This window comes from Roseovarius nubinhibens ISM (assembly GCF_000152625.1).
Classification (GTDB): Bacteria; Pseudomonadota; Alphaproteobacteria; order Rhodobacterales; family Rhodobacteraceae; genus Roseovarius; species Roseovarius nubinhibens.
This window is the reverse complement of sequence record NZ_CH724156.1, coordinates 3068255-3083315: the sequence shown is the minus strand read 5'-3', so window position 1 is coordinate 3083315 and position 15061 is coordinate 3068255. Positions and strand designations below refer to the sequence as shown.

At 65.5% G+C, this 15061-nt stretch carries 12 protein-coding genes; 1 reads left to right on the top strand and 11 read right to left on the bottom strand.

Translation table 11 applies throughout. From position 1 onward, the window contains the following. Positions 1–20: 20 nt before the first annotated feature. The 4 genes from phnN to ISM_RS14760 all read right to left on the bottom strand — a co-directional run bounded on the left by phnN (position 21) and on the right by ISM_RS14760 (position 5987). Positions 21–2081, bottom strand: coding sequence for a phosphonate metabolism protein/1,5-bisphosphokinase (PRPP-forming) PhnN (gene phnN, locus ISM_RS14775; protein WP_009814996.1), 2061 nt, complete (start codon positions 2079–2081; stop codon positions 21–23). Between the two features lie 4 nt (positions 2082–2085). Beyond that, complete coding sequence (nadC, locus tag ISM_RS14770) at positions 2086–2922, bottom strand: carboxylating nicotinate-nucleotide diphosphorylase (protein ID WP_009814995.1); 837 nt, start codon at positions 2920–2922, stop codon at positions 2086–2088. 51 nt (positions 2923–2973) lie between these two features. Next, positions 2974–4902 carry a TRAP transporter permease gene (locus ISM_RS14765; RefSeq protein WP_009814994.1) on the bottom strand — a complete coding sequence of 643 codons (1929 nt, stop codon included), beginning with the start codon at positions 4900–4902 and terminating at the stop codon, positions 2974–2976. A 98-nt stretch (positions 4903–5000) separates the two neighbouring features. After that, positions 5001–5987, bottom strand: coding sequence for a TAXI family TRAP transporter solute-binding subunit (locus tag ISM_RS14760; protein WP_040618114.1), 987 nt, complete (start codon positions 5985–5987; stop codon positions 5001–5003). 180 nt (positions 5988–6167) lie between these two features. Here ISM_RS14760 and ISM_RS14755 point away from each other — a divergent pair, with 180 nt between their 5' ends. Continuing rightward, positions 6168–7034 carry an FRG domain-containing protein gene (locus tag ISM_RS14755; RefSeq protein ID WP_009814992.1) on the top strand — a complete coding sequence of 289 codons (867 nt, stop codon included), beginning with the start codon at positions 6168–6170 and terminating at the stop codon, positions 7032–7034. A gap of 1 nt (position 7035) precedes the next feature. On the opposite strand, the gene ISM_RS14750 is transcribed toward ISM_RS14755, so the two are convergent. From ISM_RS14750 to ISM_RS14720, 7 genes are all read right to left on the bottom strand, one after another. Then, entirely contained in the window at positions 7036–7851 is an 816-nt protein-coding gene (locus ISM_RS14750; protein WP_009814991.1) for a ferredoxin--NADP reductase, read from the bottom strand. Positions 7852–7996: 145 nt separating this feature from the next. Then, complete coding sequence (locus tag ISM_RS14745; protein ID WP_009814990.1) at positions 7997–8581, bottom strand: amino acid synthesis family protein; 585 nt, start codon at positions 8579–8581, stop codon at positions 7997–7999. Next, positions 8578–9159, bottom strand: coding sequence for an amino acid synthesis family protein (locus tag ISM_RS14740; protein WP_040618592.1), 582 nt, complete (start codon positions 9157–9159; stop codon positions 8578–8580). Before ISM_RS14740 ends, ISM_RS14745 begins: the two co-directional genes overlap by 4 nt. Further along, positions 9146–9994 carry a UPF0280 family protein gene (locus ISM_RS14735; RefSeq protein ID WP_009814988.1) on the bottom strand — a complete coding sequence of 283 codons (849 nt, stop codon included), beginning with the start codon at positions 9992–9994 and terminating at the stop codon, positions 9146–9148. The genes ISM_RS14740 and ISM_RS14735 overlap by 14 nt, the downstream gene beginning before the upstream one ends. After that, entirely contained in the window at positions 9995–11485 is a 1491-nt protein-coding gene (locus ISM_RS14730; RefSeq protein WP_009814987.1) for a hypothetical protein, read from the bottom strand. Continuing rightward, a complete protein-coding gene (locus tag ISM_RS14725; protein ID WP_009814986.1) occupies positions 11478–14219 on the bottom strand; it encodes a molybdopterin-dependent oxidoreductase in 2742 nt (913 codons plus the stop codon). The genes ISM_RS14730 and ISM_RS14725 overlap by 8 nt, the downstream gene beginning before the upstream one ends. Continuing rightward, positions 14212–15060 (bottom strand): FAD binding domain-containing protein, encoded by an 849-nt coding sequence (locus tag ISM_RS14720; protein WP_040618591.1) that lies wholly within the window; start codon positions 15058–15060, stop codon positions 14212–14214. The genes ISM_RS14725 and ISM_RS14720 overlap by 8 nt, the downstream gene beginning before the upstream one ends. Position 15061 lies beyond the last annotated feature (1 nt).

Sequence of the window (15061 nt, the reverse complement as noted above, 5' to 3'; positions counted from 1 at the left end):
CGGCGCTGCAACCGGCCCGATCAGGGCGAGATGGCAAAGGGCATCGCACCTCCCGCCAGAACCTCCTGCGCGGCGGCCAGCGCCTGCCCGCTCGAGGCGTGGATGCGCAGCAAGGGCTGGCCCTTGTCGACCTGCGCCCCCACCTGCGCCAAAACCACGACGCCCGCCGCCTTGTCGCGCGGCGCGCCCGCCCGACGCGCCACAGAGGCGATGGTGCGAATATCGGCCGAGGCTATGCGACCCGCCTCAGGTGCTGTGACTAGGGCGGTAAAACTGCCCGGGCTGCGCGCATACTCATGGGCGCCCTGATGCTGTGCGATCTCTTCGAGCTTGGCCAGCGCCGCGCCGCTCGCGATCAGCGCCCGCGCCCGCGCGGCCCCTTGCCCGGCCTCGACACCGCCCGCCCATTCGAGGATCTGCGCCGCATAATCCACCGCCTTCTCGGCCAGATCCAGTGGCGCATCCGGGTCCGAGCGCAGCACATCGAGCACGTCGATCACTTCGAGAAGCGGGCCGACACCGCGCCCGATGGGCCGCGACCCATCGGCAATATTCACCCGCACCGAAAGACCGACGCCCTCGCCCACGCTCTCAAAGAGCGATTTGAGATGCGCCGCCTCCTCCTCTGTGCGGGTCTTGGCCTGCGGTCCCAGCGGCAGATCGATGAGCACATGGCTCGACGCCGCCGCCAGCTTCTTCGACAGGATCGACGACACATCGAGCAGCGCCGACGAGAGCCCAAGTGGCCGGTTGATCGCGTTCATCACATCATCGACCGGCGAATGCGTCAGCCGCCCGTTCCAGCAGATTGCACCGCCGGTCGCCTCGACCACCTTGCGGAACTCTTCCGGGCCGAGATCCACCCGCGCCATGACCTCCATCATATCCGCCGTGCCCGCCGCCGAGGTGATCGCCCGCGACGAGGTTTTCGGCATTGTCAGCCCGTGTGCCGCCACGATGGGAATGACGATTGGGGTGATCCGATTGCCCGGAATGCCGCCCATGGAATGCTTGTCCACCACCACATCCGCGGCCCAGCGCTGCCGCCGCGCATGGCTCGCACGGGCCTTGGTCAAGGCGATGATCTCATCGAGCGCCAGATTGGTCGAGGCGGTCACCAGAAACCCCGCGACCTCCGGCGGGCTGAACCGTCCATTAACCAGATCATCGACAAAGCCGGTGATTTCGGGCGCCGAAAGCGTGCCGCCGCGGATCTTGCGCTGTAACACCTCGCGGCTCTGCGGCGTGGGTGAACGCGCGATGCGCAGGCACTCTCCGCCCGCGAGCCCGAGCTTCTCCATCGCCGCCGAAGACAGCGCCAGCGCGTCACGCCCGACGAGAGTGCTATCCGAGCTCCAGCCCAGATCGGCCACCACCTCCGCCCCCTCAAAGGACACCGCCACCCGCGTGCTCCCGGCCAAGAGCCGCGCCGCCACCGGGTTGCCGCGATGGGCGAGACAAACGGCCCCCATCGCGAAATCCATATCGAGCCCCTGCGCGGTGGCGCAGAGATCACAAGATCCGGCAATCAGATCGACCAGCGCCGCGACCCCATCGGCCACCGGCCCTTCATTGCGCAGCTCAAGCGCGCCCTCGACCAGCCCGGTTGCGCTCAGCCGGTCGAGCCGCTTGGCGATCTGCGCCTCATCCTCGCGCCCCCGCGCCCGAAGCCGAGCCTCGACCGCCGCGCGCGACGCCGTCACCTGAATGGTCACCGTCCGTGGATATTTATCGCGCAGCGCCGCCACCTCGGCGCGCGAGCCGTTGAGCACCACATTCACCCCGGCCGCCAGATCCCCGGCCACATCCGCCGGCACGCCATAGCCAAGCCCATGGGCGCGCCAATGGTGAAAGAAACGCCCCTCCGCCAGTGCCGCGTCGAAATCCGCCTCGCTGATCGCGATATGCTCTTCGCCGCCGCTGTCGGCGGGCCGTGTGATGACCCGGCGCACAAAGCGGAACCAATGGCTCTGCCCGAGCGCCGCGCGCGCGCCATCGATCAACGTGTCCTTGCCGACCCCGCTTGGGCCGACAATGACAAAGAGCGTGCCCCGCGCTGTGGCCACGCCTTTGGGGGTCATCGCCTCAGACGTCATCGAGCCCGATATCAACGCAGGTGGCCGATTGGGTGATCCGCCCGACCGAGACATAATCGACGCCGGTTTCGGCCTTGCCCCGGATCGTGTCGAGCCGCACACCGCCCGAACATTCGAGGGGAATGCGCCCGCCGACGATCTTGACTGCTTCGCGCATGTCATCATTGCTCATATTGTCGAGCATGATCACATCGACCCCGGCCGCCAGCGCCTCATCCACTTGATCGAGCCGGTCACATTCGACTTCGATCTTGGTGAGCATCGGCGCATAGGCCTTGGCCCGCTCGACCGCGGCGCGAATGCCGCCCGCCACCGCGATATGGTTGTCCTTGAGCATGATCCCATTGTCGAGGCCGAGCCGGTGACTGCGCCCGCCACCACAGGTCACCGCGTATTTCTCGAGCATGCGCAGCCCCGGGGTCGTCTTGCGACTGTCGAGCAGGATCGCCTTGGTGCCCTCGATCTCTTGGACATATTGCGCCGTCAGCCCGGCAATCCCGCACATCCGCTGCACGAGGTTGAGCGCCACCCGCTCGGCCGTCAAAAGCGCCTGCGCATTGCCGGTGATCACCGCGAATGTCTCGCCGGTGTCGATCTTGTCGCCATCGCGGCGCTTGCTCTCGAAGGTGCACTCCGGATCCATCTTGCGAAAGATCATCTCGGCAATCTTGATCCCCGAGAGGGTGATCGGCTCGCGCGCGTTCATGCCAAACTTGGCCACCGCATCATCATCCACCATGATCTTGGCCGTCAGGTCATAGTAATTCACGTCTTCATCCAGCCAGAGGTCGATCAACTGGTTGATTTTGCGAAGATCCAGCAACATTGGGTGATCCTTTCGATGATCAGGTGGCCCTCTGGGCCGAAAAATAAAAGGTTACGGTTGGGTCGCCGCGCCGGGGCTCATCTGACGAAACACGCGCAGGCAATAGATCAAGAGCGCCGCGCCAAGCACCGCGCCCAGCAGCTTGGGCCAGAGCAGCGGCACCGCGAGCAAGAAGGCCGCGCCGAACATGGCCAGCCGCACCAGCGGCGCGGTCCTGCCCGTCCCGTGCCACTCGCTGCCAAAGGCGATGAGGTTACAGGCCAGCACCGCTGCGAGGCTGGTGGCAAAGGCCTCAAAGCTCGCAAACGGGCTGAGCATCAGCGGGTTGATCACGAACATGAAGGGCACCAGAAAGGCCACGATCGAAAACCGCATCGCGATCACCGCAATCCGCAACGGATTGGCCAGCGATATCGCCGCCGCTGCATAGGCCGCCACCGCCACCGGTGGCGTCATCGCCGACATCACCGCGAAATAGAGCAGAAAGAGATGCGCGTTCAGCTCCTGAAACCCATAGTCATTGACCAGCGTCGGCCCGACAAGCACCGCCGCCAGCACATAGGCGCTGGGCGTCGGCATGCCGAGCCCGAGAATGATCGTCACCGCCGCGCTCAGAAGCAGCGCCAGCACGACGCTGTCGCCCGCCAGAGCAAAGGCCACAAAGGAGAATTTCGACGCAAGCCCGGTCATGGTGATGCCACCGATCACCAGCCCCGCCGCCGCGCAAGCCCCGGTCACGCCCAACATCCGTATCGCCGTGTCCGACAGCGCCTCAAGCGTCGCCCGCAGACCCAGCCGCGTGTCGCGACGCAGATAGGACACGGCCCAGACCGCCAGCGCGCTGAACGCCGCGACCATGGTCGGCGAATAGCCCATCACCAAGAGCACCACGAGGCCTGCGAGCGGCAGCAGGAAATGCCCGCCCCGCCGCATCGTCTCGCGCAGCGTCGGCACCGCGTCGCGCTCCAACGGCGCGAGGTTGAGCGCGACAGAGCGCAGATGCACCTGAATGAAAATCCCGAGGTAATAGAGAAGCGCCGGCAGGATCGCGGCGAGCACGATGCTGCCATAGCCAATCCCGGTGAGCTCGGCCATGATGAAGGCCGCCGACCCCATCACCGGCGGTAAGAGGCTGCCCCCGGTCGAGGCCGCCACTTCGATCCCCGCCGCCAGCTCGGGCCGATAGCCCAACCGCCGCATCATCGGGATGGTGATCGACCCGGTCGCCACCACATCCGAGGTCGGACTGCCCGACATCGTGCCAAACAGCGCCGAGGACGACACCGCGATCTTGGCCGGGCCGCCCACCGACCGCCCCGACACCGCCGCCGCGAGGTTAAAGAAGAACTCGCCGCCCTTGGCTTTCTCGAGAAACGTTCCAAACATCACGAAGAGAAAGGCATAGGTCGCCGCCACCCGCACCGGCACCCCGAAGAGACCATCGGTCGTGTAGACATTGATATCGATGAAATGGCCCAGCGTGATGAGCCCATGCCCCATCTGCCCGGGGATAAGATGCCCCCAGAGGTTATAGAGGATGAACCCGATCACGATCAGCGTCAGGAACATGCCCACCGTGCGCCGGGTGATCTCGAGCGTGAGCAGGATCAACAGCCCCGCCATGATGAACTGATCCATGCGCAGCTCGTCGAGCAGGCTGATCCGCATCGCGGTCTCGGGGATGTGAAAGATGAAATAGACCGCGCACGCCGCCGCCAGAGCCGACAGAAACCAGTCAAAGGGGCTCGATCGTTCCGGGTCGGAATCGCGCCCTGCCCCGATCAGGATAAAGGCCGGCACATAGATCAGGCTCAGAAAGATCACCGTCAGCGACAGCGCATCCACCCGGGCCAGCGTCGCGGCCCAGAGGACCCAGATCGTGAACAGCGCCGTATAGAGGCGGATCGGCCAGTAGAGCGGCCCTGAAATGCTGCGCCGGCACCCGGTCGAAAACATCATGTTGAGAAATACCGGTCTCATGGCCAGCCAGCGCCTTTCAAAAGGAGAGCAATCGCGTCAGGGGGTCCGGGGCTATGGTCTCGCGGCGCGAGGGTAGCGTCGCGCCGCGAGAGCCCGCCTCAGAGACCTGCGCCCTTGATCACTTCGGCCGCTGCCGGGTGATAGCCGAACTGCGAGATCGACGCGCCGAGCGCGCCGTCAAACGCCCCCATCGCCTTGTGAACGCCCTGAATTTCCTCCGGGTGCTCATAGATCGCCCGCGCCAGCAGCGCGACCATGGCCGGATCGGCATCTTCCGCCGCGATCAGAGCGGCCTGCGCGCCAAAGGTCTTGACCTCTTTGTCGAGCCAATCATAGGCCCCCGCCGGGATGGTCACGACCTTGGAGCCGAAATCTTCCTGCATCTTGGCGATCACATCATCGGGCACCGACAGAAGCGTAAGCTCGCGCGCCTCGGCGATGGATTTGATCGACCCGCTGCCGACGAAAGTGGCGTTGACCCAGGTGTCGGCCTTGCCGTCCTGCATCACTTCCGAGGCGGTTTTCGACCCCTGAAACTGCACGCTGCCGCCATTCGACTCGATCTGCTCAAAGCTCGATCCCGCAAGCTCGAGCGCTTTTTCCGCCAGAATCGACGGCAGGATGCCGCGCCGGTTCACCACGAGATCATATTTGCCGGTAAACCCGGCAAGATCGGCGATGGAAGAAATGTTGTTTTCCTCGGCAAAGGCCTTGTCGGTCACCCATTGCATCGGCGCCCAATCATAGAGCAGCGAGATTGCCGCCACGCCGGTGGTCGGCTCTTTGAAGGGCGCGTCGCCCCGCGCCGCGATCACCACCTCGCCGATATGGACGATGGCCACATCGCATTTGCCCTGTTTGAGCTGCACGATATTGGCAAAGCCGCCGCTCGAGGTCTGATAGGTCACCGTGCTCTCCGGCTCGATCTGGCGCACCGCCTTGTCGAGCCCCGCCCCCAACAGCGACCAGAGCCCGCCGGGACTGCCGCCGCAAAGGGTGATGTTGCTCGCGGCCATGGCGGCCCCGGATCCGAGAAGCGTCGCCACCGCAGCGGCGGCAACTCTCTGTAAGACAAGCTTGGTCATGGGGTTGGTCTCCTGTTGGAAAGACGATTATTTTATTGTTATTATTGTTAGCCTACGAACGACTGTACTCGCGAGTCAACATTTTTGTGATTTTCCTGCGCTACCACGCGATTATTCTATAAGGATGACAATCCCGGCACGCCAGAACCGGAATGTCACCCCGACCCAGAGGGAGATGTCATGACCGACCGCTTTTCGCCCACCGATCCGACCGGCATAGAAACCGTCCTGGACGCCCGCACAAGGCGTATCGGCTCTTGGGGCGAGCTGCAGGAGGTCTTGCTCGAGGATGCGTGGAACCCGCGCATGCTGCGCCACCGCTCGCATCATCTCTTTCGCGGCCATTCCCGCGCCGATGTGCCGCTATCCTCGGGGCTCTCGCGCCATGACGGGCGGCAGGTGGTGCTGGAAAAACACCTGCTGCGCAATTTCAAGAAATACGCCCGCTCCCATCTCGAACCGAATGAGCATGAGCCGTCGAACTTCTGGCACTGGATCGCGCTGGCCCAGCACCACGGGCTGCCGACGCGGCTCTTGGACTGGACCTATTCGCCGCTCATCGCCGCCCATTTCGCCTGTTGGGATTTCCAGGAATTCGACCGCGATGGTGCGATCTGGATGGTCGACAGCCACCGCGCTCATGACCTTCTCTCCGACAATCTCCGGGGGCTGCTGCGGGCTCAGGGCGCGCATGTCTTCACCGATGAAATGCTCTCGGAAGAGATCGCCAGTTTCGAGGAACTCAGCGCCCCGCAGCGCAACACCGCCGGGCAGGTCCTCTTCTTTGAACCGCCCTCGCTCAGCGCCCGGATCGTCAACCAATACGCCTGTTTCTCGGTGCAGATCGGCGAGGCCGGAGGCCTCGACACATGGCTCTGCGACAATCCCAACATCTGGCAAAAAGTGGTGATCCCGGCGGAACTCAAATGGGAAATCCGCGACAAGCTCGACCAGTCGAACATCACCGAACGGGTGCTCTTTCCCGGGCTCGACGGGCTCTGCGCCTGGCTGAGCCGTCAATATTACCCGCGCCCGCCGCAGGAATAGCCTAGTCTACAAAGGCCCGTTCCACCACAAAGGTCGCGGGCTTGTTATTCGCCCCCTCCTCAAGCCCGAACGCTTCGAGCTGCGCCTTGGTGTCGCGCAGCATCATCATCGAGCCGCAGATCATGCCGCGATCCGTCTCCGGCGCAATCGGCGCCACGCCGAGATCCTCGAAGATCTTTCCACTTTCCATGAGATCGGTGATCCGCCCCGTCACCGGAAACGCCTCACGCGTCACAGAGCAATAATGCCGCAGCTGCGCCCGCGCCATCTCGCCCACCAGGGGATCATCTTGCAGCGCCGCCACCAACTCCTGCCCATAGCGCAGCTCGGCCACCTGCCGACAGGTATGGGTGAGGATCACCTCATCGAATTTCTCATAGGTCTCCGGGTCGCGAATGAGCGACGCAAAAGGCGCGATCCCGGTGCCGGTCGAGAACATATAGAGCCGCTTGCCCGGCAAGAGCGCATCATTGACCAGCGTCCCCGTCGGCTTGCGCCGCATCAGCACCGTATCGCCCTCGCGCAGCTTCTGCAGATGCTGGGTCAGCGGCCCATCGGGCACTTTGATCGAGAAAAACTCGATCTCCTCATCCCAGGACGGGCTGGCGATGGAATAGGCGCGAAACACCGGCTTTTCCGCATTGGGCAGCCCGATCATCACAAACTCGCCCGACCGGAACCGGAAACTCGCAGGCCGGGTGATACGAAACCGAAAGAGGTGATCGGTGTAATGCTGCACCTCGGTCACCGTCTCGGCAAAGACACCGGCGGGAATGGCAAAGTCTTGGGGCTTCACAGGCTGGGCAATCTCATCCATGTCTGACGCTTTCCGGCTTGATTATTTGTTAGCATACTAATGACTATCAAGCCCCACGCCCCCTGTCAACTCCGGCCGCCTCCCCGCAATGCAAAAGGCGCGCCCCGCTGGGAACGCGCCTCTCGCTGTGACGGTCACTTGCGGCTTAACGCAACCCGTCCTTGCCCTCGGCCTCCCCGGCGGTGAGCCCGCCCACCCGTGGCAGCGGCCGACCACTATCGGTCACTGCAATCGCCACGAGGATTTCATTGGCCCGCGGCGCGTCGCTGATGCGGATTTCGATCCCGTCGAAATGGCTCCGCACATAGGCCGCATCCTTATGCCCCAACGGCACGTCGAGATCCTGCCCCATGCCGCCCCGCTTCTTGGACGAGGGCACCAGCGCCGCGCCCTTCTCGACCGCCTTGCGCAAGGGCGCGCCCATCTTGGGATGCAGGATCGCCGCGGCATGTTCCAGCTCGCCGTTCTCGCCCACCATCGCCGCCTTGCCATAGCTCTCGGCCTGCTCTGGCCGAATGCCGAGCGCCTTGACGCATTTCTCGCCCAAAAGCGCGCCAAGCTCCTCGCCCACCTCCATCAGAAGGCTCAGATCCTCGACATATTCCCCGGCATAGGGATTCTCGATCACCGCCGCCGCCACCGCCTTGCGGGTGGCCGGGCTGATCTCGCGGCCGCCCTCGATATGGGTCTCTTCGACAAAAACGGCCGTTTTCCTGATCTTGGCTTTCATCGCAATCCATCCTCTCCCTTGATCTCCGACGCGGCGAGCCCGCCCGCCCGCGCGTGAATGCGCGGCCCGGTGGTCATCACCAGCGCCACCAGCATTTCATCGGCGCGCGGCGCATCGTTGAGCCCGAGCTCCATACTGTCGAAATGGCTGCGCACATAGCTCGCGTCGATATGGGTGATCGGCACGTCGATCCGCACCCCCGGCCCGCCGAGCTTTTTCGACGAGGGCACAATCGCCTTGGCCCCGCCCAGAACCTCGCGCATCGCATAGCCCCCCGGCGCATGCCAGAGCGCGCCATGCTCAAGCTCACCGCCCTCGCCCACCACCGACGCCTTGCCATAGCCCTCGATGGCCTCCGCCCCGCCCAGCGCCTCGGCGAGCCGTTCCGCCAATTGGAGGCCCAGCGGGCGCAGATCGTCCATAAAGGGTTGAATATCCGGCTCATACCGCCCGGCATAGGGGTTCTTCACCACCGCCAGCGCCGCGCCGCGCAACAAAGGCGTGTCCGCCACCGGCCCGCCCTCATGGTGGATTTCCTCGACCACAACCATGGTCTTGCGTATCTTAAGCATCGACATCTGCATGCCCCTCCAATTCTGCAATTGCACCGGACCCGATGACCCGTGCCTGCCCTTGCAAACACAGCATCGCGCCCTTGATCCGACCCTCGGCCAGCATGCGCTCGGCCCGCCTGCCCCCCTCGGCCAGCGCCATCTCGATCTCATCGCCCGACAGGCGCGGCACCCCGGTGACCACGAGCCGCGCGCCAAGATCACTGTCAGGCGCGAGATCACAGGCCGGGGCACGGCTGATCCGCGGATGGTGCGGCAGATCGACCGCATTGGCAATCAGCGTCGCCGCCACATCCGCATCCGCCGCCGTCGCCGCCAGCACCGTCACGCTCTCGGCAATGCCGCACGACAGGCTGCGCCCGCCCTGGCCGCTGGTGGCGATACCGCCGACCCCATCGCCGCCCCGCACCGAGACATGGCCGAGAATACGCCCCTCGCGGCTGCTGATCGCCACGCGGTAGCTCTGGCCTTCCGTGAGGCCCAGCGCGATATCGCCGCCATTGTTGACAAAGGCCCGGCTGAGCGGCGCGGCATGGCGCATCGCGTCGAGCACCTCATCGGCCACCGCCCCCGCCACCGCCGCCATCGGCGTGACAAACCCGTGCTCGGCATGCGCGGCCACGGCACAGGCCATGCGCTGCGCCACCGGGCCGTGCACCGGCGCGATGGGCGCGGCCCGGCGCAATTCCGGCAGCTCATCCACCAAAGCCTCCAGCAAGCCTTGAAAGACGCCCTGAGCCGCCGCAAAAGCCGCCGCGCGCAGCGCCTCAGGCTCGGCCTCGATCAACAGGTCAATCGGCCCGTGCTGCAGATGCAGCCGCTCTGGTGCCGCGTCCCCCATCTAGCCCTCGTCGTCCCAGCGGAAATTATGCCGCGCCACCGGGTTCGCATCGGGATCGATCCGCGCCACCCGCCGCGCGCCCTCGGGGATCGCATCGGCGAGCGGGCGCACATGATCGGCATGACCGCCGAGCGTGATATAATCGCTGAGCCGCATGGTGAACTCGATCGGCGCGACCAGCGCCGGGGTCGGCACATAGCCGAAACTGTTGGGCGGCATGTCGAGCACATCGGCCATCACCGTGATCCCGCCGCCGGGCCAGACATAGGCATCGGCCCCGCCACAGGAGACATGGGTGAGCGATTGTTTCACCGACCGGGTGAGCCGCACCGGGTTTTCTGTGACGCCCGCGCGCAGCGACCCGCCCGCGCCGCCCATGAAAAGCACCGAACAAAGCGACGGCTCGCAATTCTCCGCGATCCGCTCGACCGATTGCTGCAACGCCTCGGGCAGCGGTTTCGCCACCGGCTCCAGCGCCGCATCGAGCTCGAAATAGGCATATTGCTCGCCGGTGGTCGACACCATCAAGAGCCGCAGCCCCTCCCAGGCGAGCTTGGCATCGGCTGGCTTGAGAATGGTCAGCGGATCATCAATATCCGTCCCGCCCCAACCGGTGCCGGGATTGGCCACCTGGAAATACCGCCCCGGCGTCGAGCGGCGGCCATTGATCTTGATCCCCGTCGGCTTCACGTCGAGCATCTTGCCCGCCTGATGCTCTGACAGAACCCCGGTGATATGGTCATCGACCACGATCACCTCATCGACATGATCGACCCATTGCGAGGCAAACATGCCGATGGTCGCGGAGCCACAGCCGACCCGCATGAGCCGCTCCGGCTCGCCATTGACGATGGGCGGCTCACCGGCTTGCACGACCAGCGTCGCGCCCTCGTCTATGGTCATCTCCACCGCCTCGCGATTGCACAGTTTGAGCAGCGCGTCACAGGTCACCCGGCCCTCTTTCTTGGACCCGCCGGTAAGATGCTCGACCCCGCCGAGCGACAGCATCTTTGATCCGTATTCGCTGGTCATCACATGGCCCACCGGCTCGCCATCGACGCGCACCACCGCGCGTTCATGGCCGATGAACCGATCCGTGTCGATCTTCACCTTGACGCCGCAATAGCTGAAAATGCCCTCGGTCACGATGGTCACCATATCGGCGCCATTGACCTCCTGGCTCACGATAAAGGGCGCGGGCTTGTAATCGGGATAGGTGGTGCCGGCGCCCACCGCCGTGACAAAGGGGCGTTGCGACTGGACCAGATCGCCATCCCAATCCATGCCGTCACCATCCTTGAGAAAGGGCACCGCCTTGGCGCCGCTCTCGATCGTGTTCTCGATGATGGTCAACGGGTCGAGCCGGACGAGCTTGCCGCCCTCATTGCCATAGCGGTCACAGGCCCCCGACCGCCCTTCGGCGATAAAGCACAGGACCGGGCAGGCATCACAGCGGATTTTCTCCGGCGCCTCACGCTTGGTATCAGCCATTCTTGTCCCCTTTCAACGCAGCCGCCAGTTTCGACGGCGTCACCGGCACCGACCGCATCCGGACCCCGGTGGCATGGGCAATCGCATTGAGGATCGCAGGCGCCGTCGGGATCAGCACATGTTCGCCAAGCCCCTTGGCCCCATAGGGCCCATGCGCATCCGGCACTTCGATGATGAGCGATTGCACCGGGGGAATGTCCCCAATGGTCGGGATCAGATAATCATGCAGGTTTTCCGTCCGCCCCGGCAGGTATTCCTCCATCAGCGCCATGCCGAGCCCCTGCGCAATGCCGCCCTCGATCTGGCCCTCGACCAGCATCGGGTTGATCGCCCGCCCGACATCATGCGCCGCCACGAATTTCCGCGCCCGCACAGTGCCGAGCCGCGTGTCCACCTCGACCATCGCCAGATGCGCGGCATAGCCGAACTGGGCATAGGGCTCGCCCTGCCCGTTCTCGTCGAGCGGCTTGGTCGGCGGGTCATAGGTCTCTTCGGCCCGCATCACATAGCCCAGATCATCCATCGGCAGCGCCGCGAGGTCGAGCCGCTGCTGCCGTCCGTTCTCTTCGGCCAGAACCGCCCCCGCCTCAAACCGCAGCACCGCGCCCTCGCCCGCGTTCATCGCGCGCAGGATCTCGCCGCGCAGCGCCGCGCCACAGAGCTTGGCCGCATTGCCCGACACAAAGGTCTGACGCGAGGCCGAGGTCTTGCCCGCATCCGGCGTCACATCCGTATCCGCCCCGATCAGCACAAGGCGATCCGCCGCGAGGCCCAAGGCGCTGGCAAAGACCTGCGAGATGACCGTATTCGCGCCTTGCCCGATATCCATCGCGCCCTGATGCAGCACCACCTGCCCATCCGGGCGCAGCCCGGCGCGAATGGTCGATGGGTTCGGCAGCGAGGTATTGCCACAGCCGTACCAGCCCGCCGCCACACCGACGCCACGCCGCAAAGGCCCGGCTTGGTCGAGGTTGAACGCCTCCGCCTCGGCGCGCAGCTCGGCCCAGGCCGGGCGCAGCGCCTCGAGACAGGCACCGATGCCGACGCCCTGCCCGAACACCTGCCCGCAGACCGTCGGCACCCCATCGCGCAGCGCGTTCTGAATGCGAAACTCCAGCGGATCGAGACCAAGCTTGCCCGCCAATTCGTCAAACAGGCTCTCTTGCGCAATCGCCGCCTGCGGCACGCCAAAGCCACGAAACGCCCCCGAGGGCGGGCAATGGGTGTGAATGCCCCGCGCCTCGGCCCGATAATCGCCAAGCTGATAGGGCCCCGAGGCATGGACCGGCACCCGGTTGGCCACAGTCGGCCCCCAGGACGCATAGGCCCCGGTGTTGAAATCCCCGTCAAAGGCAAAGCCACAGAGCCGCCCCTCGCCATCCGCCCCGATCCGCAGATGAATCTGCGACGGGTGGCGCTTGGTGGTCGATTGCATCGATTCCGTGCGGCTATAGGCGATGCGCACCGGCTGCCCGGTCTTCAGCGCCGCCAGCGCGAGGAAGGGCTGCACCGAGATATCGAGCTTGGAGCCAAAGCCGCCGCCAACGCCCGTCGGCACGATGCGAATGCGGCTGCGATCCATCCCGAGAATGATCTCCAGCGCCTCGAGATCCATCACCGGCGCTTGCGTACAGGCGTGGATTTCCACCTTGTCGCCCGCCATCTGGGCAAACCCCGCCTCCGGCTCGATATAGGCATGTTCCACAAACCCGCTCTCGAACCGGCCCTCGACCACGACCTCGGCACGACCAAGCGCCGCCTCGGCATCGCCCCGCGCGACAAAACCGGTGATCATCAGATTGCCCGCGCGCCCCTCATGAAGCTGCGGCGCCCCCTCTTCCCGCGCCTCGGCCACGCCCATCACCGCCGGGCGCTCCTGCCAGGTCACCGGGAAATCGCCCTGCGCAAAGTCGCGCCGCGCCTCGGGTGTCAGCACCACCGCCGCCACTGCCTCGCCCCGAAACCGTGCCTCACCTTCGGCAAAGACCGGCTGATCGGCAAAGGGCGGGATCACCCCGAAACAATTCTCGCCGGGAATATCCGCAGCGGTGAGCACCGTGACCACCCCCGGCGTCGCGGCGGCCCAGGCCTCCAGATCGCCAAATTCAAACCCGGCCCGCGCATGCGGCGAGCGGATCACCACCAGCTCGAGCGTGCCTTGCGGTGCCACATCATCGCCGAACCGCTCTTCGCCGCGCACCTTGGCCAGCCCATCGAGCCGCCGGATCGCGCCGCCGACCTCGGCCCGCCCATCGAGCCGCGGCGCGCGTCCGGCCACCGCGTCGATGATCTTGCGATAGCCGGTACAGCGGCACAGAACCCCGCCCAGCGCATCCTCGATCTGGGTGTCGCTCGGCGCGGGCTCTTCGCGCAACAGCGCCGTCGCCGACACCATCATCCCCGGCGTGCAGATCCCGCATTGCGCCGCGCCATGATCCTGGAACCGCTCCATCAGCCCTTGGGTGATCGGCTCGCGCTCGACCAGACCGGCGAGCGTCTCGACCCGCAGCCCCTGCACCTGATGCGCCGCCACCAGACAGGCGCAATGGTTCTCGCCCTCGATGAGCACCGAACAGGCCCCGCAATCGCCCGCGTCACAGCCGATCTTGACGTCGCGCCGGCCAAGCCTCTCGCGCAGGCTCTGCGACAGGCGCTCGCCCGCCTCCGGCGCGATCTCGACCGCCGCGCCATTGAGGGTGAACCCCAGTTTCACCTTGCTGATCGGATCAGTCATCGCCACACCCCTCGCAGGCAGAGAGAATTGCCCGACGGCAGAGCTCTGCCACCGCCTCGCGCCGATAGGCACCGCTGCCGCGCACATCGTCAATCGGGCTGAGCGGCTGATAAAATGCCGGATCGTCAAATGCGAATGTTGCCAGATCCGCCGCCGCAACGCCGGTCAAAGCCGCCTCAAGCGCGGGCAGCCGCTGCGCCACCGGCGACGCCGCGCCAACCGCGACGCGCGCCGTGCTGATGCGCCCCTCGGTCACACCAATCAGCGCCGAGACCATGGAAATGGAAATCACCAGATAGCGCCTGCTGCCGAGCTTTTCGAACCGGCCCACCGCGCCTTCGGGCAGCTCGGGCAGATGCAGGGCCGTGACGATCTCACCGGGCCGCAGATCAATCTTGCGCACGCCGGTGACGAACTCCTGCAAAGGCACCCGCCTCCGCGCGCCCTGGGCCGCGATCTCGACCTCGGCCTCAAGGGTGAGCAAGGGCGGCATCCCATCCGCCGCAGGCGAGGCGTTGCAGATATTGCCCGCCACCGTACCGCTGTTCTGGATCTGGATCGAGCCCACTTCGCGCGCCGCCGCCTGCAGCCCGGCAAAGGCCGGCGGCAGATCCATCCGCCAGATATCGCTCCACCGGGTCATCGCGCCGATCCGCCAGCCCGCGCCGTCGCGGGCAATCCCCCGCAACGCGGCAATCTGGCTCAGATCGAGAATGGGTTTGCGCCCCGGCCCCGCCCGGCCCGCCGGAAAGAAATCCGTCCCCCCGGCCAAAATATCCATCGTCCCGCCCTGCAGGGCGAGCAGCGCATCTTCGAGGCGATCAGGCGACAGGATAGACAGG

Coding starts and splice junctions, on each gene's coding strand:
- phnN (WP_009814996.1), bottom strand. CDS start 2,081: ATGACCCCCAAAGGCGTGGCCACAGCGCGGGGCACGCTCTTTGTCATT.
- nadC (WP_009814995.1), bottom strand. CDS start 2,922: ATGTTGCTGGATCTTCGCAAAATCAACCAGTTGATCGACCTCTGGCTG.
- ISM_RS14765 (WP_009814994.1), bottom strand. CDS start 4,902: ATGAGACCGGTATTTCTCAACATGATGTTTTCGACCGGGTGCCGGCGC.
- ISM_RS14760 (WP_040618114.1), bottom strand. CDS start 5,987: ATGACCAAGCTTGTCTTACAGAGAGTTGCCGCCGCTGCGGTGGCGACG.
- ISM_RS14755 (WP_009814992.1), top strand. CDS start 6,168: ATGACCGACCGCTTTTCGCCCACCGATCCGACCGGCATAGAAACCGTC.
- ISM_RS14750 (WP_009814991.1), bottom strand. CDS start 7,851: ATGGATGAGATTGCCCAGCCTGTGAAGCCCCAAGACTTTGCCATTCCC.
- ISM_RS14745 (WP_009814990.1), bottom strand. CDS start 8,581: ATGAAAGCCAAGATCAGGAAAACGGCCGTTTTTGTCGAAGAGACCCAT.
- ISM_RS14740 (WP_040618592.1), bottom strand. CDS start 9,159: ATGTCGATGCTTAAGATACGCAAGACCATGGTTGTGGTCGAGGAAATC.
- ISM_RS14735 (WP_009814988.1), bottom strand. CDS start 9,994: ATGGGGGACGCGGCACCAGAGCGGCTGCATCTGCAGCACGGGCCGATT.
- ISM_RS14730 (WP_009814987.1), bottom strand. CDS start 11,485: ATGGCTGATACCAAGCGTGAGGCGCCGGAGAAAATCCGCTGTGATGCC.
- ISM_RS14725 (WP_009814986.1), bottom strand. CDS start 14,219: ATGACTGATCCGATCAGCAAGGTGAAACTGGGGTTCACCCTCAATGGC.